The sequence below is a fragment of the Haloarcula sediminis genome (genome assembly GCF_035656455.1).
In the GTDB taxonomy this organism is placed as follows: Archaea; Halobacteriota; Halobacteria; order Halobacteriales; family Haloarculaceae; genus Haloarcula; species Haloarcula sediminis.
Genome location: NZ_JAYMGA010000007.1, coordinates 176,082 through 197,285, shown reverse-complemented (window position 1 = coordinate 197,285; position 21,204 = coordinate 176,082). Strand labels below are relative to the sequence as shown.

24 protein-coding genes and 1 tRNA gene are annotated in these 21,204 nt (G+C 67.2%); 13 read left to right on the top strand and 12 right to left on the bottom strand.

Annotation, left to right across the window (positions count from 1 at the left end):
• Positions 1-7: 7 nt before the first annotated feature.
• The 5 genes from VJ162_RS13510 to VJ162_RS13490 all read left to right on the top strand — a co-directional run bounded on the left by VJ162_RS13510 (position 8) and on the right by VJ162_RS13490 (position 4,096).
• A complete protein-coding gene (locus VJ162_RS13510) occupies positions 8-484 on the top strand; it encodes a phosphate-starvation-inducible PsiE family protein (protein WP_324665037.1) in 477 nt (158 codons plus the stop codon).
• Positions 485-542: 58 nt separating this feature from the next.
• Entirely contained in the window at positions 543-1,643 is a 1,101-nt protein-coding gene (locus VJ162_RS13505; protein WP_324665036.1) for a DUF373 family protein, read from the top strand.
• On the top strand, positions 1,643-1,939 hold the full coding sequence (locus VJ162_RS13500) for a hypothetical protein (RefSeq protein ID WP_324665034.1): 297 nt from the start codon (positions 1,643-1,645) through the stop codon (positions 1,937-1,939). Before VJ162_RS13505 ends, VJ162_RS13500 begins: the two co-directional genes overlap by 1 nt.
• Before the next feature lie 211 nt (positions 1,940-2,150).
• Positions 2,151-3,911, top strand: coding sequence for a histidine kinase N-terminal 7TM domain-containing protein (locus VJ162_RS13495; protein ID WP_324665032.1), 1,761 nt, complete (start codon positions 2,151-2,153; stop codon positions 3,909-3,911).
• Positions 3,912-4,021: 110 nt separating this feature from the next.
• Positions 4,022-4,096 (top strand) — tRNA-Arg (locus VJ162_RS13490).
• A gap of 222 nt (positions 4,097-4,318) precedes the next feature.
• Here the strand turns inward: VJ162_RS13490 and VJ162_RS13485 are convergent.
• Positions 4,319-5,887 (bottom strand): globin-coupled sensor protein, encoded by a 1,569-nt coding sequence (locus VJ162_RS13485; RefSeq protein ID WP_324665031.1) that lies wholly within the window; start codon positions 5,885-5,887, stop codon positions 4,319-4,321.
• Between the two features lie 160 nt (positions 5,888-6,047).
• On the opposite strand from VJ162_RS13485, the gene VJ162_RS13480 reads away from it, so the two are divergent.
• A complete protein-coding gene (locus VJ162_RS13480; RefSeq protein ID WP_324665029.1) occupies positions 6,048-6,515 on the top strand; it encodes a TRAM domain-containing protein in 468 nt (155 codons plus the stop codon).
• A 39-nt stretch (positions 6,516-6,554) separates the two neighbouring features.
• Positions 6,555-7,337, top strand: coding sequence for an SDR family oxidoreductase (locus VJ162_RS13475; protein WP_324665027.1), 783 nt, complete (start codon positions 6,555-6,557; stop codon positions 7,335-7,337).
• Positions 7,338-7,553: 216 nt separating this feature from the next.
• On the opposite strand, the gene VJ162_RS13470 is transcribed toward VJ162_RS13475, so the two are convergent.
• Complete coding sequence (locus VJ162_RS13470; RefSeq protein ID WP_324665025.1) at positions 7,554-7,781, bottom strand: hypothetical protein; 228 nt, start codon at positions 7,779-7,781, stop codon at positions 7,554-7,556.
• Between the two features lie 48 nt (positions 7,782-7,829).
• Positions 7,830-8,117 carry a DUF7091 family protein gene (locus VJ162_RS13465; RefSeq protein ID WP_324665024.1) on the bottom strand — a complete coding sequence of 96 codons (288 nt, stop codon included), beginning with the start codon at positions 8,115-8,117 and terminating at the stop codon, positions 7,830-7,832.
• Positions 8,118-8,286: 169 nt separating this feature from the next.
• On the opposite strand from VJ162_RS13465, the gene VJ162_RS13460 reads away from it, so the two are divergent.
• Positions 8,287-9,228: a replication factor A gene (locus VJ162_RS13460; protein ID WP_324665021.1), complete on the top strand. Its 942-nt coding sequence runs from the start codon at positions 8,287-8,289 to the stop codon at positions 9,226-9,228.
• On the top strand, positions 9,229-9,837 hold the full coding sequence (locus VJ162_RS13455) for an RPA family protein (protein WP_324665020.1): 609 nt from the start codon (positions 9,229-9,231) through the stop codon (positions 9,835-9,837). It abuts the gene before it with no gap.
• Positions 9,838-9,840: 3 nt separating this feature from the next.
• On the opposite strand, the gene VJ162_RS13450 is transcribed toward VJ162_RS13455, so the two are convergent.
• Positions 9,841-10,257: a VOC family protein gene (locus VJ162_RS13450; RefSeq protein WP_324665019.1), complete on the bottom strand. Its 417-nt coding sequence runs from the start codon at positions 10,255-10,257 to the stop codon at positions 9,841-9,843.
• Positions 10,258-10,366: 109 nt separating this feature from the next.
• On the opposite strand from VJ162_RS13450, the gene VJ162_RS13445 reads away from it, so the two are divergent.
• Positions 10,367-10,804 (top strand): CopG family transcriptional regulator, encoded by a 438-nt coding sequence (locus tag VJ162_RS13445; RefSeq protein WP_324665018.1) that lies wholly within the window; start codon positions 10,367-10,369, stop codon positions 10,802-10,804.
• Positions 10,805-10,821: 17 nt separating this feature from the next.
• Here VJ162_RS13445 and VJ162_RS13440 read toward each other — a convergent pair whose 3' ends face one another.
• The 4 genes from VJ162_RS13440 to VJ162_RS13425 all read right to left on the bottom strand — a co-directional run bounded on the left by VJ162_RS13440 (position 10,822) and on the right by VJ162_RS13425 (position 13,528).
• Positions 10,822-11,277, bottom strand: a complete 456-nt coding sequence (locus tag VJ162_RS13440) for a DUF5814 domain-containing protein (RefSeq protein ID WP_324665123.1) — start codon at positions 11,275-11,277, stop codon at positions 10,822-10,824.
• 64 nt (positions 11,278-11,341) lie between these two features.
• Positions 11,342-11,812, bottom strand: a complete 471-nt coding sequence (locus VJ162_RS13435; protein ID WP_324665017.1) for a DUF3592 domain-containing protein — start codon at positions 11,810-11,812, stop codon at positions 11,342-11,344.
• A 201-nt stretch (positions 11,813-12,013) separates the two neighbouring features.
• Positions 12,014-12,895: a halocarboxylic acid dehydrogenase DehI family protein gene (locus tag VJ162_RS13430; protein WP_324665015.1), complete on the bottom strand. Its 882-nt coding sequence runs from the start codon at positions 12,893-12,895 to the stop codon at positions 12,014-12,016.
• A 75-nt stretch (positions 12,896-12,970) separates the two neighbouring features.
• Complete coding sequence (locus tag VJ162_RS13425; RefSeq protein WP_324665014.1) at positions 12,971-13,528, bottom strand: sugar O-acetyltransferase; 558 nt, start codon at positions 13,526-13,528, stop codon at positions 12,971-12,973.
• Between the two features lie 124 nt (positions 13,529-13,652).
• Here VJ162_RS13425 and VJ162_RS13420 point away from each other — a divergent pair, with 124 nt between their 5' ends.
• Both VJ162_RS13420 and VJ162_RS13415 read left to right on the top strand, forming a co-directional pair.
• Positions 13,653-14,753 (top strand): DUF7537 family lipoprotein, encoded by a 1,101-nt coding sequence (locus tag VJ162_RS13420; RefSeq protein ID WP_324665012.1) that lies wholly within the window; start codon positions 13,653-13,655, stop codon positions 14,751-14,753.
• Positions 14,754-14,787: 34 nt separating this feature from the next.
• Positions 14,788-15,804: an amidohydrolase family protein gene (locus VJ162_RS13415; protein ID WP_324665010.1), complete on the top strand. Its 1,017-nt coding sequence runs from the start codon at positions 14,788-14,790 to the stop codon at positions 15,802-15,804.
• 4 nt (positions 15,805-15,808) lie between these two features.
• On the opposite strand, the gene VJ162_RS13410 is transcribed toward VJ162_RS13415, so the two are convergent.
• A complete protein-coding gene (locus VJ162_RS13410) occupies positions 15,809-16,105 on the bottom strand; it encodes a hypothetical protein (protein WP_324665008.1) in 297 nt (98 codons plus the stop codon).
• Positions 16,106-16,502: 397 nt separating this feature from the next.
• Positions 16,503-17,309, bottom strand: coding sequence for an aldo/keto reductase (locus VJ162_RS13405; RefSeq protein ID WP_324665006.1), 807 nt, complete (start codon positions 17,307-17,309; stop codon positions 16,503-16,505).
• A 94-nt stretch (positions 17,310-17,403) separates the two neighbouring features.
• Here VJ162_RS13405 and VJ162_RS13400 point away from each other — a divergent pair, with 94 nt between their 5' ends.
• Positions 17,404-18,132, top strand: a complete 729-nt coding sequence (locus tag VJ162_RS13400) for a competence/damage-inducible protein A (RefSeq protein WP_324665004.1) — start codon at positions 17,404-17,406, stop codon at positions 18,130-18,132.
• A 297-nt stretch (positions 18,133-18,429) separates the two neighbouring features.
• Here VJ162_RS13400 and VJ162_RS13395 read toward each other — a convergent pair whose 3' ends face one another.
• Together VJ162_RS13395 and VJ162_RS13390 are read right to left on the bottom strand one after the other, a co-directional pair.
• On the bottom strand, positions 18,430-20,430 hold the full coding sequence (locus VJ162_RS13395) for a beta-galactosidase (RefSeq protein ID WP_324665002.1): 2,001 nt from the start codon (positions 20,428-20,430) through the stop codon (positions 18,430-18,432).
• Complete coding sequence (locus VJ162_RS13390) at positions 20,427-21,203, bottom strand: SDR family NAD(P)-dependent oxidoreductase (protein WP_324665001.1); 777 nt, start codon at positions 21,201-21,203, stop codon at positions 20,427-20,429. The genes VJ162_RS13395 and VJ162_RS13390 overlap by 4 nt, the downstream gene beginning before the upstream one ends.
• Position 21,204 lies beyond the last annotated feature (1 nt).

Here is a 21,204-nt window from a genome sequence, read left to right as displayed (position 1 = left end):
ACGGGACATGGACGACGAGGAGTCCGACCCGGTCGGGGGCTCGCTCCCCTCGGACGGTTCGACGGACCAGCGGATTCTGGCGGCGAGCGAGGAACTCATCCGGTATATCGAGGTCGTCGCCGCGCTGGTCCTCGTGTTGCTGTTTGCCATCGGTGTCTTCGATTTGGGCCTCAAGATATTCAGGAGCGCTCTCAGCGGCCGCATCACCGACCCGCTGGTCGTCGTCGGCTTCATCGACACCGCCTTGCTCCTCTTTATCATCGTCGAGGTGTACCAGACCGTCGTCGCCTACACCCGCGAGAGCGAGACGCGCCGCATCGTCCGGCTGGTCATCTACACGGGCGTCATCGCCATGGTCCGGAAGGCGATCATCTTCCGGACCGGCGAGTACGCCGACGAGGGGGCCGCGCTGATGGCCGCCGGCTCGTACGCGCTGCTTATCGCCGGGCTCGCGGTACTGCTGGTGGTTGAACGCTACACGTAGCGTGTGACGGACTGCCATCCCCGAAGACAGTTAAACGACGCCGGCGTACTGCCGACCAATGCTGCTGGTGCTGTGCGTGGACCTGGACGACGACCTCGGTCGCAAGACCGACGTCGAGACGCCCGTCGTCGGCCGCGACAACGTCGTCGACGCAGCGGTCGCACTGGCCAGCGCGGACCCGGAGGACTCGGACGTGAACGTCCTCTTCGAGGGGGTCCACATCGCCGACGAGATAGACGACGAACCGGTCGAGGTCGCGGCGGTCACGGGCGTCGACGCCGGCGACGTGGCCGCCAACCGCGCCGTCGGCGAGGAGGTCGACACCGTGTTGGCCTCGCTGACGGCGAGCGAGGACGTCCGGGCCCTGGTCGTCACCGACGGCGCCCAGGACGAGTCCGTGGTCCCGGTCATCCGCTCGCGCATCCGCATCGACGGGGTGCGCCGCGTCGTCGTCCGCCAGGCACAGGACTTGGAGTCGATGTACTACACCATCAAACAGGTGCTGGACGACCCCGAGACGCGGGGGACTATCCTCGTGCCCCTGGGCATCCTCCTGCTCATCTACCCGATGACCATCGCCGTCGAGTCGCTTGGCTATCCCGGCTCGGCGCTTGGCATCATCTCGGGGCTGCTCGGCCTGTACGTCCTCGGACGCGGGCTCGGCGTCGAGAGCCTCCTGGACAAGGCCGTCAGCCGCGCGACCGCTGGCTTTTACGGCGGCCGCGTCACCATCATCACCTACGTCGTCGCCGCCGCTTTGCTGGCCATCGGCGGCGTCAGCGGTGTCAACACCTACGAAGCCCAGTCGAAACCGCTCTCGGCCGTCGAGGTGCTGGCGGCGCTGGTCAACGGTGCCGTCCAGTGGTTCGCCGCCGCGGGCATCACGTCCAGCCTGGGCCGGGTCACCGACGAGTACCTCCACGGCGCCTTCGAGTGGCGCTACCTCAACGCCCCGTTCTACGTGCTCGCCATCGGCGGCGTGCTCCACGGGCTCTCCGCTTTCTTCCTCGGCAGCCGCACGCTTGAGTATCTCGCTGTCGTCCTCACCGGCGGCACGCTGCTGGGGCTTGCGAGCACGCTCGCGTTTGCAATCGCCGAGTCCCGGTTGGAGGGCGCCGAGCGCCACAATCAAGGCCCCAGCGGCCCCTCCTCGGAGTGATGTACGTCTCACGCGCCGTCAGGAGCATCCGCGAGGACCCCATCGAGGGCGAGTCGGTCGCGCTCGCGCTGACGACCGCCGACGACGCAGACCCCGAGGCCGTCGCCGCGGCCGCCGAGGCGGTGGGCGCAACCGTCGAGCGCCGCCTCCAGTTTGGCGACCTCGCCGTCTCGGTGGCCCACAAGGGGATCGACGACGTCTGTGCCATCGACGGCGTCGACGCCGTCGAGACGACCGACGCCATCGCTATCACGACCGAGGCGGCGACCGACGAGGACGTCGAGTTCGACGGGTGACGCCACTGTCAGTGCCGCCGTTCCCGTGGAGCTTCTATACCGCCCGGTTGCACCGAGGACTCCCACCGTCACCCCGTGGGTTCTTACCGCGGCGTCCGGTCGGCACGCCGTGCAGGGCGGTACTGCCGGCCGGCCACTGTAGGCCACTCGCACACCGGTGACGGGGCTCGGAATTCGCAACTAATTCATATCACTTGAATAATAATGGCACATGAGCACGCTCACCCATCCCGTCGTGGTGTTTGGGGTGCTCTCGACAGCGCTCGCGCTGGGTATCGCCGCGGTGACGTGGCAACAGCGCGAGACGCGTGGCGCGCGGACCTACACGCTGTTGATGGCCACGGTGGCGGTGTGGTCGACGCTGTACGTCGGGCAACTGCTGGTGTCCACGGTGGCGGGCAAACGCCCGTGGTTCGTCGCCCGCCACGCGATGAGCCCGCTGTTTGCGATAGCGTTCTGGGTCTTTGCCGCCCGGTACACCGACCGAACCGATCTGCTCGACCGACGACTGTTGGTCCCTATCGTCGCCGTCGGGCTCGCCCTCGTCGGTCTGATCCTCATAAATCCCGGCGAGCTGTACTGGTCGACGCTCGCGCTCGACCCGATGGGGCCGCTCCTCCTGCTGGAACTCACCCTCGGCCCGCTGTTCTGGCTCAACTGCGTCTACATCTTCGGCGTCGTCGCCGCCGCCCACGTCGTCATCGTCTCCGTCTGGAAACGCACTTTCGCCAGCTACCGCCCCCAGCTGCTCGTGATGGCTGCTGTCGGCGCCATCGGGTTCGTGCTCGCCGGACTCTTCCTCTCGGAACACACGGCGTTGCTTCCCGCCCTCAACCCCTGGCCCAACGTCCAGCTCATCACCTACGGGGCGGCCATCGCCGCCCTGCCTATCGGCTGGTCGTACGTCAACGACTGCTTCTTCGACATCCAGCCCCTAGCCCGCCAGGCCGTCGTCGACAGCATGGACGACGCCGTCTACATCGCCGACTGCGAGGGGACGATTCGATACACGAACCCCTCGGGGAACCGACTGCTCGGCAGACCCCCGGACGCCGACGCCCCGACCGACCCCGTCGCCGAGGCCTTCGCAGCCCGGCCGACGCTCCTGTCGTGTTACGAACAGTCCGTCGCCGGCGAGCCAGTCGACGACGATATCCTCGCTTGCGAGATCGACGGCGAGCAGCGCTTCTACGACATCAGTGTCTCGACGATTACCAACTCCTTCGGGGAGCCGGCCGGTGTCGTCGTCGTCGGCCGCGACATCACCGAGGAGCGGCGCCAGCGCGGTCAGCTCCAGGTCCGAACCGCCCAGCTCGAACGCCAGAACGAACGACTCGACCAGTTCGGCCAGTACGTCTCCCACGACCTGCGAAACCCCATTCAGGTCGCCTCCGGCTACGTCGAACTCGTCCGCGAGACCGAGGACCTCTCGCGGCTGGACGACGTCGACCGCGCCATCCGTCGGATGGGCGAGATGGTCGAGGACCTGCGCGAGCTGACCACCGTCGACCGCGATAGCCTCGACATCGAACGCGTCAACATCGCCCGGGCCGCCCACACCGCCTGGGCCCACGTCGACACCGACGGCACGGCGCTCCGGGTGCCAGACAACGACATCATCCTCGCCGACACCGACTACCTGCTCCACGTCTTCGAGAACCTCTTCCGGAACTCGATAGACCACGGCCGCCCCGACGACGGCGACGCAATCGGTGACGGCGGCGGCCTCACCGTCACCGTCGGTCCGCTTGCGAACGGCTTCTTCGTCGCCGACGATGGCGTCGGTATCCCGCCCGAGGAGCGCGATTCCGTTCTCGACCACGGCTACAGCACGGCCGACGACGGGACCGGTCTCGGGATGTCCATCGTCCGCACTATCGCCGACGCCCACGAGTGGTCGGTGACCGTCACCGAGAGCGACTCGGGTGGGGCTCGCTTCGAGTTCCGGAACGTCGACACGCCAGAGGATTGAGACCGCCCGCTCCTTGCCGGAGCGGAGGCTATCTCAACTGGACAAGTAAGGCCCTGCGTCGCCGCCGAATTCGGACGGCTTTTGATGCTGCCCCGTTTTCCACCGCGTGTGGGCACGTAGCTCAGCCCGGATAGAGCGTCGGACTTCTAATCCGATGGTCGTGGGTTCGAATCCCACCGTGCCCGCCTAAATTTTCACTTCGGGGGGTTCCTCGCTCCCTGCGGTCGCTGCGGGAACCCCCACTCGCAAAAATACAGTACAAAAGGCGTGACTTCGCTGCGCTCGGCCCCGTGAACCGCGCTCGCTGGCTCACGGGGCTTCGCACCGCTCGCCTACCGCGGTCGCAAGCGACCGCGCATCGTTCGCGCGGAGAGTCCGCAACGCTGGGGGATTCCGGTCTGGCGGCCTCACTCCGTCAGCCGTTGTACGGTCTGGGACACGTCCTCTATCGTCGCGGCCTGCTGTTCGTTGGCGGCGGCTATCTGTTCGGCTTCGGCGGCGACGGTGTCGGCCTGTGCGACGAGTTCGTCGAGCATGCTCGCGACCTCCTCGGTGCTTGCGGCCTGTTCGTCGGTGGCGTCGGACACTTCGCGGATGCCCTGTGCGGTCTCCTGGACGGCGTCCGCGATGTCGTCGAGCAGTTTCATCGCTTCCTCGACGCGTTCGATACCGGCCTCGATCTGTTCGGTCGTCTCGTCGAGACTCTCGACGGTGTCCTCGGTGTCGGCCTCGATGGCGTCGACGAGGGCCTCTATCTCCTGGGCGCGTTCCTGTGAGTCCCCGGCCAGGGACTTGACCTCGTCGGCGACGACGGCGAAGCCGCTGCCCGCCTCGCCGGCGCGGGCGGCCTCGATGGAGGCGTTCAGCGCGAGGATGTTGGTCTGTTCGGCGATGTCGTTGATTACCTCGACGACGGCGTCGATTTCGCCGACGCGGTCCTGAAGCTCGTCTACGTCGGTCGAGACGTCGTCGACGGCGTCGCCGACGTCGTCCATCACGCCCATGGCGTCGTCGGCGGCGGTCTGTCCGTCCTCGGCGAGCTCACGGGCCCGCTGGCTGTTGCCTTCGACCTCGTTGGCGCTGGCGGCGACCTCCTCGACGGTGGCGCTCATGTTCGATACCTCGCCCGCGATGGACTGGATCCGTTCGGACTGCTCGCCGGTCAGGTCGGATATCTGCTGGGAGGACTGTGCGACGCCGTCGGCCGATTCGCGCAGTTCGTCCATCGGGGTTTCGAGGTCCTCCTCGACCTCCGTGGCGAGCTGCTCGCGCTCCTCGATTTTGGCTTCGAGCTTCTGGTTGTAGGAGTGGATGTACGTGTCCGCGACGACCTGCATGTCCAGGTTGATGATGCGCAGGACGGACATGATCTCCTCGCGGAGGTCGACGATTTCCTCCTCGACCACGTCCTGAACGGCGTCGAGGGTGTCACCCGCCTCGCCTGTCTCGGCTGTGGCAGTGCCGCCGTCGGTCGCGGCGTCCCCGACTGTCGCTTCGAGCCGCTCCGTGATGCGCTCGCTCGCCCGCTCGGTGAGCAAGGGGAGAATGAGGTCGTAGTAGACCCCGTACTGGCCGATGTACTGTTTCATCGGCATCTCCAGTATATCGTGGAGCTTGCCGATGCGAGCGCGGTTCTTGAAGTACTCCTCGTCGTACTCGCCGTCGGCGAGCGTGACGAAGTACGCTCGCTGGGTGTCTTTCAGGGCGTCGACGGCTTTCGGCGACCGGCCGATGACCTCGACTGTTTGGTCGTACTGTGTGAGGTTCTCGTAGAACGCGTCGGCGATGGCGTCGGCGTTGTCCTCGAACAGCGGCTGGAGGGCCTCAAGCCGTCGCCTGTCGGCCGCGTCGAAGTTGATGAACTCCTTTCGCCAGTCTATCTCGCTTCGGTCTAACCCGATCTCCCGGACGAGCGCGTCCACGTCGACCCGGTCGTTCAACCCGCCCTGTCCGAACATCGCCGCGTAGTCGGTCATGGGGGCAGAGACTCTCCACCGATATTTATACCTGCGTCGCGGATATTCACGATTGATACTGCCGGGGTCCGATAGCGCGTTCTGTCGTGGCGCCCGCGGCGATATCTGTCCTGTCTGGCAGGTCGCAAGCGTTTTGCCGGCGGCCACTGTACGCCGAGATATGCCCGACTGTCCGCTCGCCGACGACTGCCCGAGCTTTACCGAACGCATGGAGGGGATGGGCTGTACGCACTACGGTGACCGAGGGGGCGCCGAGTGGTGTAACCACTACAACCAGCCCATCTCGGACCTGAAGAGCCAGCCGGTCAAACCGGGGCAGGAGGTCGTCGTCGAGGTGGACGATATCCACGAGAGCGGTGCCGGCGTCGGCCGGACTGAGGACGGCTTTATCGTCATGGTCGATGGCGTCCTGCCGCCGGCCAGGTCCAAGGTCAAGATTACCAAGGTGCGGTCGAACCACGCGCGGGCGGACGAACTCGAACGGCTCGAACTGGAGGCCGACGAGGACGACGAGACTGACGGAGACGACGAGGACGCCGCGGCCGACGAAGAGGACGAGGACGGCTACCAGGGTGACGACGAGGAGAGCGAGCGGCTGGGCAGCCGCGACAACTTCTGGGGCAGCTAGGTCACCGAGCTTTTTGGTCGGCTCACCCGTACGTCGGGTATGGACCTCGAACTTGCGGGCAACGCTGTACTGTGTACGGCGGCGACGAGTGGACTCGGACGAGCGAGCGCCGAGCGGTTCGCTCGCGAGGGCGCGGACGTGGCGGTCTGTGGGACGACACAGGCCCACGTCGAGGAGACCCGCGAGGCGCTTGAAGACATCGGTGACGGCGACGTACTGGCCGTCGAGGCCGATATCACCGACCCCGACGAGGTCGAGGCGCTGGTCGAGGAGACCGTCGAGACCTTCGGCGGTCTGGACCACGTCGTCACGAGCGCCGGCGGCCCTGCGCCGGGCTCGTTCATGGAGACGACCGAGCGCCAGTGGTACACCGCCTACGACCTGCTGGTGATGAGCGTCGTCTGGACGACACGCGCCGCCTACCCCTACCTCGCGGAGTCCGACGCCGGCACTGTGGTCAACATCACCTCCCGGTCGGTCCGCGAGGTCATCGACGACCTCGTCCTCTCGAACGCCGTTCGGCGGGCGGTCATCGGGCTGATGAAGACCCAGGCCCGCGAGTTCGCCCCCGAGGTGCGGGTCAACGCCGTCCTCCCGGGTGCCCACGAGACGCCCCGCATCGAGGAACTCGTCGAGGCCGCCGTCGAACGCGGCGAGTACGACTCCTACGAGGAGGGCATCGCGTCGTGGTCCGACGCGCCGCTGGGCCGGGTCGGCCAGCCCGAGGAACTCGGCGACGTGGTGGCGTATCTGTCGTCGGCCCGGTCGTCGTACGTTACCGGTACCGCGCTCCCAGTGGACGGTGGGTCGATGCGGAGCTAGCGAGGAAGCGACCGACGGGAGCTTCCTCGTGGCGGAACGGCGAACGGAGTGAGCCGTGGAGCAGGCGGGAGACCGACGGGAGCTTCCTCGTGGCGGAACGGCGAACGGAGTGAGCCGTGGAGCAGGCGGGAGACCGACGGGAGCTTCCTCGTGGCGGAACGGCAAACGGAGTGAGCCGTTCCACTTCGAGGGTCCTCCCGGTAGTCGGACCCTCGCCTACTCCGGCGGCTGGAACCGGTCACGGGCGGCGCCGTCGCCGGTCGCGAGCTGCCACACCAACAGCCCGAGACAGACCAGCGCGACGGCGGCGGTCGCGATGTAGCCGGTGCTACCGACAGCGAACAGCTGTTCGGGAAAGAGCGCGGCGAGGACGAGCAGACCGACGGCGGAGACCCCACCCAGCAGCGGCACGACGGTGAGCCAGAACTGCCGGAGGGCACTCATACACGCCCACTCGTCGGCGATGGTAATGACAGTTTTGCCGGCTCGCTGTCACCACGTCTCGACGGTTCCGTCGTCGATGTCTTCCACACAGCCCTGGCAGTCACGGTGGTCGGGGTCGAAACATTCGGGCCGTACCTGCTCGTCCAGCGAGACGGCACGGCGGTCGGCGTGGCGGCGACAGACGATGCGGGCGCGGCCGTCCCCGTCCCGTGGCAGTCCGGCCATCGCGGCCCGTTTCCCGTCGCTGTAGGCGCGTTTGGCCTCGGAGAGCTGGTTTCCGACCGACCGGAGGCTCCCGCTGACGAAGCGCCCGAGACGGTCGTCGTCGTCGGCCATACCCACGCTACCGGCCGGCGCCAAATCAATCTTCCCGACGGGGCCACCTGCCTGCCAGTTGGCTGCCCCCGGCTTTCACTTTCACCACGCTAAACGAGAGTTTATAACCGAAGCCGACCAACTGTCAGTTGTCTCCCACCGAAAAACAAAGCGGAGACAGTGAAAGCCAATGTCAGAGACAGATTTGCGTACCCACGCCGAAGAGATACACGAGCAGTTTTCCGACCAGCTAGATGTCGACGTCGACGACGTCGTAGAGCGTCTCGACACGCTGGTCAACGAGTACAAGGTGCCCGCGACCGAGGCCCGCCGGAGCGTCGTCAACACCTACTTAGACGAGGCCGGGATGGACCGCGACCAGCTCGGCGGCGGCAGCGGCGGCAACGAACAGGCCGACCTCGCGGACATCGACGCCCCTGAGGAGTGGGTCGACATCCGCGCGAAAGTGGTCGAGCTGTGGGACCCGCGGGCCGACGCCGTGGCCCAGGTCGGGCTGCTGGGCGACGAGACGGGGACCATCAAGTTCACCAAGTGGTCCAAATCCGACCTGCCGGAACTGGCGGAGGGACAGTCTTACAGCCTCCGCAACGTCGTCACCGACGAGTATCAGGGCCGCTTTTCGGTCAAGCTCAACCGGACGACGACTATCGAGGAACTGGACGAGGAAATCGAGGTCGGCGACGACAACGTCGAGGTCGAGGGCGCGCTGGTAGACATCCAGTCGGGCTCGGGGCTCATCAAGCGCTGTCCCGAAGAGGACTGCACCCGCGTCCTCCAGAACGGCCGCTGCAGCGAGCACGGCGAGGTCGAAGGGGAGTTCGACCTCCGCATCAAGGGCGTCTTAGACGACGGCGAGGAGGTCACCGAGGTCATCTTCGACGAGGAGGCCACAGAGACGCTCACCGGCATCACCCTCGAAGAGGCAAAGGAGATGGCGATGGACGCGCTCGATACGACCGTCGTCGCCGACGAGATGCGCGCCGACATCCTCGGGCGCTACTACAGGGTCACCGGTCCCACGTTCGGTCGCTACGTCCTCGCGGACGACCAGGAGCGACTGACCGGGCCAGTGGATGCGGACGAGCTACTCATCAAAGCGAGGTCGATATAGATGGCTACAACCCCCACCCGCGAAGTCGCGCGACGCGTCTTCGCCAGCGAGTTCAACGACGCGAGTTACACGTTCAAGGAGTCCGACGACGACCGAGCGCCGGTGTACGTCCTGTTGCCGACCGGCCAGCGCGCCAACCGCGTGTTCCTGGTCGGCACGCTGACCGAGACCGAGGACGTCGGCGAGGACAGCGAGTACTGGCAGGGACGGGTCGTCGACCCCAACGGCGATACGTTCTTCATGTACGCCGGGCAGTACCAGCCCGACGCGGCCTCGATGCTTCGCGAGCTAGAGCCGCCGGCCTACGTCGCCGTCGTGGGCAAACCGCGGACCTACGAGACCGACGAGGGCGACGTGAACGTCTCGGTGCGTCCCGAGTCCATCTCGGAGGTCGACGAGGCCACCCGCGACCGCTGGGTCGTCGAGACCGCCGAGCGGACGCTGGAGCGCATCCGCCGCTTTACCGACGCCGACCCGGAGGGTCCGGATGTCGACGAGTACGTCGGGATGGCCCACGAGGAGTACGGTGACGATGTCGCGCCCTACCGCCAATCGGTGGTCGGGGCCCTAGAGAGCATGGAAGACGCCGCGGAAGCCAGCGCCGACTAGAACTTACAGTTCGAGCAGTTCGACCAGCGTCCCGTCCGGATCCCGGAGAAAGCAGATCCGGGTCCCGCTCTCGGTCGTCTGTGGCTCGGCGATGGGTTCGACGCTCTCGGGCAGCGAGTCGTACACCGAATCGAGGTCGTCGACTTCCAGCCCCAGGTGTGTCGCCCCGGGCTGGTTGAGGTGGCCTTCGGGGCGGTCGTCGCCTTCGGGCGCATACTCGACGAGTTCGATTCGGGCATCGCCGGCGTCCAGGTGGACGAAATCGGCACTCGCACCGTCGATACCAACGCCGGTCGCGAAGGCCTCGCCGCCGACGGCGAACTCGCTCAGCACGTCGAGCCCCAGCGTATCCCGGTAGAAGGCGACGGCGCGGTCGAGGTCGCTCACGGTGACGGCGAAGTGGTGTGCAGTAGGGTCCATATCGGACCGTCTTGGCCCGGAGATAAACCGTTTCGCGTGTCCCATCCGCTGTGGCGTGCGAGCGTCTGACAAACGATTAAATACCAGGAGAGCCGAGTAGGACACAACGATGGGGAACAAAAACAAGACTATCTCGTTCCGGGTCAGCGAGGACAAGTTCGAGACCCTTCGGGAGATAGCGGAAGAGCGGGACATCTCGCTGTCGGCGGTGTTTCGCGACTACGTCGACACGCTCGTAGACCACGACGGGCAGGTGACGGTCGCGCCGGACCACGAGATCGAGGCCGCGAGAGCCGAGGAGACCAGTTCCGAGAGCTTCCCGCCGAAAGTCGAGGTGCCAAAGAGCTTCGTCCGCGAGCACGAGCGCCTCGAACTGGAGGCCGAGCATCTCCGCGAGCAGTTAGAGGAGCACAAGCGCTACGTCACGAAGCTGCGCACCCAGCTCGACGAGATGGACCAGGACGAGGTCATCCACCTCGAAGACTTAGACGAGGGCGAGGAGGAAGACGCCTCCTACCGCATCGGCAGTTTCGACGACGAGTACTGACGCGCCCAGCGCTCTTTTCACCTGGCGAGGTGGTTCCGGCGCTCGCCCGCCAGCCGCTCTATCTCGCGGTTCCCGTCCACGCTCGCGAGCGTCTCGACGGCCTCCAGCGTGCGGATGCTGTTGTCCAGAAAGGAGAGGACGTCGCCGGGGTAGGCATACAGCATGTAGTCGTCGGTCATCACGTCGACGATGGCGTCGGGACCCAGCCCCTGCTCGCGCAGCTCCAGCAGGTAGGTGATGAACTTCCGCTCCGGGCAGCCACAGTGGGGAGCGGCCTGACACTCACAGTCCATGAAGTCCTCGGCGAAGTCGAGCACCCGCTCGCGGGAGGCGTCGTCTAACTTCGCCAGTCCCTCGCCCTGGAAGAGGATATCTAGTGTCGCCCCCTTGAACGCCCCCTTCGGGAAACTCGTCTCCAGCTGGGAGGCGAGTTGCTGGTGGTTCTTGACGTATATCTTGTCCGTGATGGCCACGCGTAGGTCACCGTAATACTCGGCGGAGTAAAAGCGTCTCGGGACGCTCACCGGTCGTTTCGCCCTAGTTCCTGACCGCGGAGACGCCCGTCCCGAGCAAGACGAGCAGGCCGAACCCCATCACGAGTAACGGCTTGTTGCTTCGCTCGTGTTTGAGAAACGCGTTTCCGGGGGCGTCCGGTCGCACGTAGGCGGTCACAGTCTCGCCGGCGTCGTAGCCGTCGAGTTGCGCTCTCGCGGCCGCTTCGGTGTCGAACTCCCGCGGCAGCTTTCCGGGGTAGACCTTCGAGGAGGTGTGCCACTCGCCGTCGTAGCTGTAGTTGAACGTCGCCCGCGGAGCGTAGCCCGTCCCCCGCCGCTTGTCGACCGTTTCGACCGACGTCGAGACGACGGTCGCCTCGACTGTCTCCGCCGAACCCAGTGCCGTCGACTGGGCGGCGTAACTGTACCCCCCGTAGCCGAGTGTTCCGAGCCCAAGGAGCACCGCGAGCGCGACCTGAAGCGCTCCGGACGGGCCGTTGAAACTGACCTCCATACGTTTGCGGGGCGGTGGCGGCCCGATAAAACGGGCGGCTGTGTTTCTCTTGTTGTAACTCACTCGAACCCATTTATACCTCGAATCGCGGCCGCTCGTCCATTGTCGCCAATTCTTTCCTTCGACGGTAGCTGAGCCGAATCCGGTCAGTCGGCTGACTCGCGGCCAGTCTCACGGGCCACGCCCGGGCAACCACCTCGGTTACCACTCCCGCTCGCCGACCGCGTCGACGGTCGCGGCCCAGAGGTGCAGTCCGGGGATGACGTCGTCGAGCGCGCCCTCGTCGAACTCGCGGAACAGCCCCTGAACGTCCTCGATGAGCGCCTCGTCGAACCCCTGGGCCCGGAGCGCGTCGGGGGCGAGCCCCGGGGAGTACGGGGCCGAATCCACGAACGCGTCAGTCAGGTCGTCGGCGCGGCCACACGCCCGCTCGTATGGCTCGTGCTGGAGTACGCTTCCGAGGTCCGCCCAGAGCGTGTTAAACAGCACCGGCCACTGTGCCAGACAGCGGTAGATGCTGGGCAACCCGTCGTCGAAGCCGTGGAAATCCTGCAACGCCGCGGCCGTCTCGGCGATATCCTCGTCGAACTCGTCGACGGGCACCATCGACGGCGCTCGGCCACGGTCCGAATCGAGCCACGCGGGGAACGGCGCCGTCGCCGCGCGGTCCGGTTCGAGGTCGGCACCGACCGGCTCGTCGTGGAGCGTCCGGTTTGTCACCCGGAACAGCACCGCGAGCCGGGGAGCGACGATGTCGAACGTGGCCAGCTGTCCCCGTAGCTCCGTGTACTCGGCGGGTGCCACGCCGAGTTCGCTCCGTCGATACGTCGGTATCTCGACCTCGCGCTCGATGGCCGACAGCACCGTCTCGCGGTAGCGAACCGAGAACCGCGCGAACGCCTTCGTCTCGAATAGCGGCTTCACCTGCGCCCACAGGTGCCGACAGAAGTCGGGGTAGTTCGCCATCGTCGTCCGCCATATCCAGTTGACGATGGGCGCCCGGAACGTCCGCTGAACGTCGTCGTACACCCCTCGCTGCCACCCCGTCGCCGCCATCTCGTACAGCTGGTCGCTCCTGTCCATACCGTGGCGACGGGCCCCGGGCTGTTAACTGCCGACCCAGCCTGCACGGTGTGGGACTCGCCGTCTGACTGCCCGTCAGTCCAGCTCTTTTACCACGTCTGCGGGGTTTCCCTGAACGACGACGTCGTCCGGGACGTCCCGGGTGACCACGGCGCCCGACGCCACCACCGACCGGTCGCCGACGTCGACGCCGGGATTGAGGACGGCCTGGCCCCCGATCCAGACGTCGTCGCCCACGGTGACCGGCTTGCCGTACTCCTTGCCCGCCGCTCGCTCGGCAGCGTCCAGCGGGTGGGTCGCCGTGTAGACGTGGACGGACGGCCCCAGCAAACACCGGTCGCCGAACTCGATGGCACAGATGTCGAGGAAGACACAGCCGAAGTTGGCGAAAAAGCGGTCCCCGACGGTTATCTGGTCGCCGTAGTCACACCGGATGGGCGGCTCGACGGCCGGGTCGTCGCCGACGTCGCCGAACAGTTCCCTAAGCAGGCGTACCCGGCTCCCCCGGTCGGTCGCTGTCGTCCGGTTGTACAACCGGACCAGCTCTCGCGCGCGTTCGCGCTCGGCGACGAGCTCCGGGTCCCGCGGGTCGTACAGCTCCCCGGCGAGCATCCGCTCTTTCTCGGTGGGCATACGAGTCCTTTCGGCGACGAACGGATAGCGCTGGTGCCGTCCGGCCCCGTGTGGACCGCTCACGCACAAATCCCCGTTTGAGCCTCCCGAGGCCTTAATTTACGTCCAGTTGACAGTCGACGTGATGATACGAACACCGCTCGTCCTCCTCGTCCTGGTCTCGGTGGTGCTAGCGGGCTGTTCCGGCGTCCAGAGCCCAACCACACCGACGGCTGAGCCGACTGACGCCGAACCCGACGAGATACCGGGCGTTGCGAACGGAACACTGACGAACGCTACCGCCCTCGCGACGGCCAACGCCGCCGGCATCGCCGACGACGGCGCCGCGATACGAATCACACAGGCCGGCCCCGACAGCGAGACGCGGGTGGCGCTGACGGTGGGCGCGGACGGGACGTCAGGGTTCTCGCGGACGGTGTCGGCAAACGGCAACGAATCCACCGTCTCGCGGTACACCAACGATACAGCAACCTACGTGCGGTCGAACGCCGACGGTGAGACCAGCTACCGCGTCGTAGAGCGGGACTTCCGACCGCTCGGTGCTGTCACCTCGTCGCTCGAAACCGCTCTGGCTGCCGGCGAGTTCACCGTCGAAAACGCGTCGAGCGATTCGGCGACCGTCGTGTTGACCGCAGATGCGTTCAGTGGCCCGCTGGACGGCCGGCTGCTTGACGGCGCGACGCCACAGGACGCTCGGCTGGTACTCACGCAGGACGGCGCCGTCCGGAACCTCACCGTCACCGGACAGCGCGACGGTCAGACGGCGACGTACACGTACGAGCGCCGCCAGACCGGCGTCGACAGCGTCGCTGCCCCCGACTGGCTGGCCGACGTACCGCCGACGGCCGACCTGCAGGCCGACCTCTCGACGACCGTCGTGGACGACTCCGCGCTCCGTATCGACCACGACGGTGGTGACACGGTCCCCCGGAACACCACCCTCCAGTTTACCGTAAACGACACCGCCGGCACCGCCGGCACCGCCACCTTCGATGCTCCGCTCGAAGCCGGCGACACCCGGTACGCGTACTTCGCGGCGGCTAACGGCTCGCTCGTGGTGACCGACGACCGACCGGCCGCCGCCGCGACCGAGCCCTTCGACGGCCCGGCGTCGGTCACAATCTCGACGGCCGACGGCGTGACCCTGCTCAGTGTCGGGATGGACTGGGGCTCCGAATCCGTGAGCGAGGGGGCGACGGGCGACGCCGGCGGGAGCGACGCGTAGCAATCCCTATCCGTTCCCGCTCCGGAGCCCCGGTATGGAAACACTAGCCGGGACCGTTCTCGTCGGGGAGTCGTTCGAGCCGATTCGGGGGCGGGTCGTCGTCGAGGACGGCCGAATCGAGGCCGTCGAGGAAGCCAAGACGGACTCGACCGACATCGTCCTCCCGGCCTTCGTCAACGCACACACGCACATCGGTGACAGCGTCGCCAAAGACGCGGCCGTCGGGCTGTCGCTCGAGGACGCGGTGGTGCCGCCGGAGAGCCTGAAACACCGGCGGCTACAGGCGGCCGACCGGGACGAGCTTGTGACGGCCATGCGCCGGACGCTTCGACACATGCACCGCACCGGGACGGTGACCTGTCTCGACTTCCGGGAGTTCGGGGTCTCCGGGGCCCGCGCGCTCCGTGACGCCGCCGACCCGCTCGCTATCGAGCCGTTCATCTTCGGCAGCGACGAGACTGCCGTCCTCGACGTCGCCGACGGCTACGGCGCGTCGGGCGCCAACGACGCTGATTTCACCGCGGAGCGGGCTGCGGCCGCCGAGCGCGGCCTCCCCTTCGCTATCCACGCCGGCGAGCCCGACGCCTCCGATATCCACCCCGCGCTCGACCTGGAGCCCGACCTGCTGGTCCACATGGTCCACGCCCGGCAGGACCACCTCGACCGGGTCGCCGACCAGTCGGTCCCCGTCGTGGCCTGCCCGCGGACGAACGCCGTCCTCGATGTCGGCCGGCCGCCGATTCGGGAGCTACTCGACCACACGACGGTCGCGCTCGGGACGGACAACGTGATGTTGAACCCCCCGAGCATGTTCCGCGAGATGGCCTACACGGCGCGGCACTTCGACGTGAGCGCGCGGGAGGTCCTGGGGATGGCGACGACGGCCGGCGCAGATATCGCCGGCCTGGACTGTGGCCGCATCGAACCCGGCCGGCGCGCGGCGCTTACCGTCCTCGACGGCGGTTCGGACAACCTCGCCGGGTCGGCCGACCCGGTGGAAACGGTCGTCCGGCGCGCCACGGCGCTCGATGTCGAGCGGGTGCTGGTCTGAGACGCTATGACTCTCCGCTCAGTCGACCGGCTCGCCACTCCCACACGAACTCGACCCCGAGCGAGGTCAGAAGCCACAGCGTCGTGACGACGGCGACCACCGCCGTCGAAGAGAGCACGTACAGCGGCTGTGTGACGGCCACCAGCGCCGGATACCACAGCGCGAGTATCGCCCCGGTACAGACCAGCCCGGCGATGCCACAGAGACAGTGCTCGGCAGTGCTGACCGTCCCCGAGGGGAACTGTTCAGATGGCGTGTACGGGCCGTCATCCGTCTTCGCGCGTCTGTGTGGTGTGGGCATACATACCACGCACTGTCCGAAAGTTGGTTATTATACATTATAAATATTCGCCCTGACCGCCAGTGCGAGCCGACAGGAGTCCGCTCCGTTCGAGACTCTCAATCGAGGGCACCCGTCCGCGCACCGAGGTCGACAGGCTGGCTACAGCGTCCGCATAGCCACCCGAAATTTCGCCGTCGTTGGCGGATGGCCCACGGGTATCCACGTTCCCGCCGCGTTTCCGGGCTCCAGTCGCGCTTCGAGACAGTACGCGCCCGGGTCCGCTCTCTCGATGCTCACTCTCGGCCTGCACCACGTCCCGACTCGCGTTGCCACCGTGCTGGAGTCGCGAGCGTCGTCGAGTCGGTCTCGGAGGAGGGCACAGCGTACTGGTCTTCTCACACCTGCAACGCCTGACTTACCACGGCGCGAAGTCGGGGTCGATGAGCCGTTCCTCGTTGTCGAGGCCGTCGATCCGCGCGAGCTCCTCGTCGTCGAGCGTGAGCTGCTGACTCTCCCAGTTTGCCCGGATGTGGGCCTCCCCCGTCGCCTTCGGAATCGCGACGATGTCGCGCTGTCGGAGCCACGCCAGCGCGACCTGCACTTCGGTGGCGTCGTGGCGCGTGGCTATCTCGGTCAGCTCCGGCACGTCGGCCACCTTCCCGCGAGCGATAGGGGCGTAGGCGACGACGGCGACGTCCTCGTCCTCGCAGTACGCCCGGAGCTCGTCCTGCTGGAGGAGCGGGTGGCACTCGACCTGATTCGCGACGATGGGCGCCGCCGAGTGCTCCTGTGCGGTCGCCACCTGTTCGGGCGTGAAGTTGCTCACGGCGACGTTCTCGACGAGCCCCTCGTCGTAGAGCTCGTTGAACGCCGCCATCGTCTCGCTGGCCTCGTAGCTGCCCGCCGGCCAGTGGACGTAGAGAAGGTCGACGTAGTCCAGCCCGAGCCGGTCGAGACTCGCCTCCGCGGCCGGGACCACGTCGTCGCCGGCGAGGTCGTCGTACCAGAGCTTCGTCGCGACGACGACCTCCTCGCGGGGGACCGAGGCCGCCTCGATACCGGCGCCGACGGCCGCCTCGTTCTCGTAGTACGCCGCGGTGTCGATGTGGCGATACCCCATCTCCAGGGCCGTCCTGACGCTTTCGGTCGCCTGCTCGCCCGTGTTCTTGTACGTGCCGAGACCGAGCGCCGGCAGCCCGTTCGTGACGGTTGGAACGTCCATAACCGATAGTCAGTACGGAGACCCGTTAGCTCCTCGATTTCGGTTCGCACCGACAGCCAAACGCTTACCACTGTCAGAGCCACAGAGCGAACAGATGGATGTCGCACTGCTCACCGTCGGCGACGAACTGCTGGCCGGTGACACGGAGAACACGAACGCGTCGTGGCTGGGCCGCCAGCTCACGGCGGCGGGAGCGACCGTGGCCCGCGTGCTGACCGTACCCGACAGCGAGTCGGTCATCGCCGACGCCGTCGCCCGGTACCACGAGGCCTTTGACGCGGTCGTCGTCACCGGCGGTATCGGCGGGACGCCCGACGACGTGACGAAAGCCGGCGTCGCACAGGCCTTCGGCCGCGACCTCGTCGTCCCCGAAGACGTCAGAGCGCACCTCGAAGCAAAGGCCGAAGCGTTCGCCGCGGACAACCCCGAGATGGTCGACCGCTACGACATGGACCTGGACCTCGACGCGTGGGCGTCGGTCCCCGAGGGCGGCCAGGCGCTGCTGACCGACGAGAGCTTCGCCGCCGGCTGTGTCGTCGAGAGCGTCTACGTCCTGCCCGGCGTCCCCGAGGAGCTGCAGGCGATGTACGCGACCGTGGCCGACGAGTTCGGCGGCGACCGGACGACGGAGACGATCTACACGCCGGCGCCGGAGGGCGCACTGGTCGGAGCGATTACGACCGCCCGCGAGCGGTTCGCCGTCGCCGTCGGGAGCTACCCCCGGAAAGCCGACGCGCCGGGCCGGGTGAAAGTGACCGGTGACGACCCGGCCGCCGTCGCCGACGCGGCGGCGTGGCTCCGGGAGCGAATCGAGACGGAGTGACCGCGTCGAGACTGTGTCGCGTCGAGCGGACTCTCGTGCGATGGCGGCCCACACCACAGGGGGTGCGTTTCGTAACGTATTTCTGTGCCAGCGAAGTACCTCAGAACGCTTCAGCCAGCGTGTCCGGGCTGGGGTAGTGGCATCCTTTAGCCTTGTGGTGGCTAAGAGGCGGGTTCAATTCCCGCGCCCGGACCTGATTTTAACCCGACCGAAACGAAGCAGTGTTCGGTCGGGTAGCTGTCGAGAGTGCGTTTTCACTCCCGTTGAGTGCACTCGCCGACGCCGCGGGAGCGTCGATTACTCCCGATTGAGCGAGAGATTCGCCACAGCACCCTCGTAGATCGCCGCGTCGAAGGCGTCGACGGTTTCCCCGCCGACGAGCCACCGGGCGTCGTCGGGGACCGTGACGGTGACTGGGTCGCCCGTGAAGTTCGTCACCCAGGTGTAGCCGTCGCGCTGCGTGGCCCTGACACCGGCGGGCAGGCGCTCGGAGTGGGCCACGTCCGCCCGCTCCAGCATGTCCGAGACCACCGCGTCGGCGAGTCCGCTCTCGGGCCAGACGCCGCAGTAGGCGGCGTGGCCCCCGCCGAACTCGTGTTCCGTGACCGCCGCGCGGCCGTCGCCGACGCCGCCGACGTGTGTGCCGACAGCGCTGGCGCCGTCGGGGGCGAGCCACTCGGCGAAGGTGCGGTAGCTGTAGGTCGCCCCGTCGTAGGAGACGCGGCGGTCCAGTTGCTCCGGCACGGATTCGTGCTGGTCGACGGTTGCGCCGACAAGGTCCGAAAGCGGGCCGGGCGCGGGCGCGTCGGGGAGCTTGTTGAAGGGGTCTTTGGCGCCCGAACGGACCGTGAGCAGGAGCTCCGTCCCGTCTTCGACCTCGGCTTCGAGCGTCCCGGCGAGGTCCTCGTCGACGAGGTGGAGCGCGGGCGCGACGATGGCGTCGTACCCCGAGAGGTCCGAGTCGGGATGGACGACGTCGACCTGGACCGACCGGGCCCGGAGCGCGGCGTAGTACTGTCGCATGTGGGTCCAGTACTCCCAGTCGGGGGCATGTGGCTGGATGCTCGTCGCCCAGAGGTTGTCGTAGTCGTGCAGGATGGCCACGTCGGCATCGACCGGGTCCAGATCCAGCTCGGCCAGCTCCGTGGCCGTCCGGTCGGCGTCGTGGTAGCCCCGGTCGGGCGAGCCGTCCTGCTTGCGCAGGCCCGCGTGGTACTGCTCCTGGCCCTCCCGGCAGCGACGCCACCGGAAGTACAGCACCTCGTCGGCGCCGTGGGCGACGGCGTGGTGAGCCCACAGCCGCATGGCGCCCTCGCCCGGCTGGGGCGCATAGGGCGGCCAGTTGACGTCGCCGGGCTGTTGTTCCATCACCCAGAACGGCTGCTGTTTGGCGCCGCGGTAGAGGTCGTGGTTCATCCCGACCTGGTCCGGGTCGCCGGCCCGCAGTTCGTCGGCGCTGGCCGCGCCGGGCCGCCGGTCCTGTGCGAACCCGGTGGGATAGGAGTCCCACGTTATCAGGTCCAGGTCGTCGGCGAAGCGGTAGGCGTCACAGGAGTCGAAATCGCCCATGAAGTTGTGGGCGACGAACCAGTCCTCGTTTGCCTCCCGCAGTAGCTCCGTGTGGATGGCGTTGTAGTCGACGGCGCTCTCGGCGCTGAACCGGTAGTAGTCCAGCAGCCGCGAGGGGTGGTGTTCGGCGGCGGTGTGGCGCGGCGGGTCGACCTCGTCGAACGACCGGAGGTGCTGGCTCCAGAAGGTCGTCCCCCAGGCCTCGTTGAGCGACTCGATGTCGCCGTACTTGTCCCTGAGCCAGCCACGAAACGCCGTGGCACAGTCGTCACACCAGCAGCGAATCGTCTCGTGACAGCCGTACTCGTTGTCGGTCTGCCAGCCGGCGACGTGGGGATTGTCCGCGAACCGCTCGGCCATCGCCGAGACGATACGCCGGGTCTGGTCGCGATACGCCGGGGAGTTGAAACAGTAGTGCCGGCGGCTTCCGTAGTGTCGAGTGGTCCCGTCGGGCTCTTCTTGCAGGATTTCGGGATGCTCGTCGACGAGCCACTTGGGGGGCGTCGCCGTGGGCGTACACAGCACCGCCTGCATCCCGTGGTCGCCGATGAGCGAGACCGCCTCGTCGAGCCACGAGAGGTCTATCTCGCCGGGCTCGGGTTCGATACGGGACCACGAGAACTCCCCCATGCGGACGTATTCGAGGCCGGCTGCGGCCATCTGCTCTACGTCCCGCTCCCAGCGCTCCCGGGGCCAGTGTTCGGGGAAGTAACAGACGCCGACGGTCATCGTTCCTCCCGGTAGTCCGGCAGGAAGTCGTCTTGCAGGACGGCCGTCCGTCCGCCGTCGACGGTGAGCGTGCTCCCGGTGACGAACGCGGCGTCGTCGCTCGCGACGAACGCGACGGCGCCGGCGACGTCTTCGGGGGTCCCCAGTCGGCCGGTCGGGTGGATGCTCTCGAGCTCTCGGCGGCGCTCGGCGTCCATATCGCCGGTGGTCCGGTCGACCGCGACCCAGCCGGGTGCGACAGTATTGACCCGAACCTGTGGACCGAAGTCGACGGCCATCGCCCGCGTCATCCCGTTGATACCGGCCTTTACGGCGTTGTACGGGAAAATGTCGGGCGTGGTCGCCATGGAGTGGTTCGAGGACATATTGACGATGGCCCCGGTCTCCATGTGTTCGTAGGCGTGTTTCGCGGCCAGCCAGAACGCCCGGAAGTCCGTCTCGACGACGAACGACCAGTCCTCTATCGTCGCCTCGTCGGCGCCGGTGTAGGTCTCGACACCGGCGTTGTTGACCAGCACGTCGAGGCCGCCGAACTCGGCGACGGTCGCCTCGACGAGCGTCTCGATGTCGGCGGGGTCGCGCATGTCGGCCCGGACGAAGTGGGCGGTGCCGCCGGCCTCGCGGATGGTCTCGACAGTCTCCCGGCCGTCGTCTTCGGAGCGCCCCGAGACGACGACACTCGCGCCCTCGGCCGCGAGGCGCTCGCTGACGCCCGCGCCGATACCTCTGGTCGAACCGGTGACGATAGCGACGTCGTTCTCGAAGCGGTTCATC

Coding starts and splice junctions, on each gene's coding strand:
- VJ162_RS13510 (WP_324665037.1), top strand. CDS start 8: ATGGACGACGAGGAGTCCGACCCGGTCGGGGGCTCGCTCCCCTCGGAC.
- VJ162_RS13460 (WP_324665021.1), top strand. CDS start 8,287: ATGTCAGAGACAGATTTGCGTACCCACGCCGAAGAGATACACGAGCAG.
- VJ162_RS13435 (WP_324665017.1), bottom strand. CDS start 11,812: ATGGAGGTCAGTTTCAACGGCCCGTCCGGAGCGCTTCAGGTCGCGCTC.
- VJ162_RS13445 (WP_324665018.1), top strand. CDS start 10,367: ATGGGGAACAAAAACAAGACTATCTCGTTCCGGGTCAGCGAGGACAAG.
- VJ162_RS13495 (WP_324665032.1), top strand. CDS start 2,151: ATGAGCACGCTCACCCATCCCGTCGTGGTGTTTGGGGTGCTCTCGACA.
- VJ162_RS13410 (WP_324665008.1), bottom strand. CDS start 16,105: ATGCCCACACCACACAGACGCGCGAAGACGGATGACGGCCCGTACACG.
- VJ162_RS13425 (WP_324665014.1), bottom strand. CDS start 13,528: ATGCCCACCGAGAAAGAGCGGATGCTCGCCGGGGAGCTGTACGACCCG.
- VJ162_RS13430 (WP_324665015.1), bottom strand. CDS start 12,895: ATGGACAGGAGCGACCAGCTGTACGAGATGGCGGCGACGGGGTGGCAG.
- VJ162_RS13500 (WP_324665034.1), top strand. CDS start 1,643: ATGTACGTCTCACGCGCCGTCAGGAGCATCCGCGAGGACCCCATCGAG.
- VJ162_RS13405 (WP_324665006.1), bottom strand. CDS start 17,309: ATGGACGTTCCAACCGTCACGAACGGGCTGCCGGCGCTCGGTCTCGGC.
- VJ162_RS13415 (WP_324665010.1), top strand. CDS start 14,788: ATGGAAACACTAGCCGGGACCGTTCTCGTCGGGGAGTCGTTCGAGCCG.
- VJ162_RS13400 (WP_324665004.1), top strand. CDS start 17,404: ATGGATGTCGCACTGCTCACCGTCGGCGACGAACTGCTGGCCGGTGAC.
- VJ162_RS13455 (WP_324665020.1), top strand. CDS start 9,229: ATGGCTACAACCCCCACCCGCGAAGTCGCGCGACGCGTCTTCGCCAGC.
- VJ162_RS13485 (WP_324665031.1), bottom strand. CDS start 5,887: ATGACCGACTACGCGGCGATGTTCGGACAGGGCGGGTTGAACGACCGG.
- VJ162_RS13395 (WP_324665002.1), bottom strand. CDS start 20,430: ATGACCGTCGGCGTCTGTTACTTCCCCGAACACTGGCCCCGGGAGCGC.
- VJ162_RS13480 (WP_324665029.1), top strand. CDS start 6,048: ATGCCCGACTGTCCGCTCGCCGACGACTGCCCGAGCTTTACCGAACGC.
- VJ162_RS13390 (WP_324665001.1), bottom strand. CDS start 21,203: ATGAACCGCTTCGAGAACGACGTCGCTATCGTCACCGGTTCGACCAGA.
- VJ162_RS13475 (WP_324665027.1), top strand. CDS start 6,555: ATGGACCTCGAACTTGCGGGCAACGCTGTACTGTGTACGGCGGCGACG.
- VJ162_RS13465 (WP_324665024.1), bottom strand. CDS start 8,117: ATGGCCGACGACGACGACCGTCTCGGGCGCTTCGTCAGCGGGAGCCTC.
- VJ162_RS13420 (WP_324665012.1), top strand. CDS start 13,653: ATGATACGAACACCGCTCGTCCTCCTCGTCCTGGTCTCGGTGGTGCTA.
- VJ162_RS13450 (WP_324665019.1), bottom strand. CDS start 10,257: ATGGACCCTACTGCACACCACTTCGCCGTCACCGTGAGCGACCTCGAC.
- VJ162_RS13470 (WP_324665025.1), bottom strand. CDS start 7,781: ATGAGTGCCCTCCGGCAGTTCTGGCTCACCGTCGTGCCGCTGCTGGGT.
- VJ162_RS13505 (WP_324665036.1), top strand. CDS start 543: ATGCTGCTGGTGCTGTGCGTGGACCTGGACGACGACCTCGGTCGCAAG.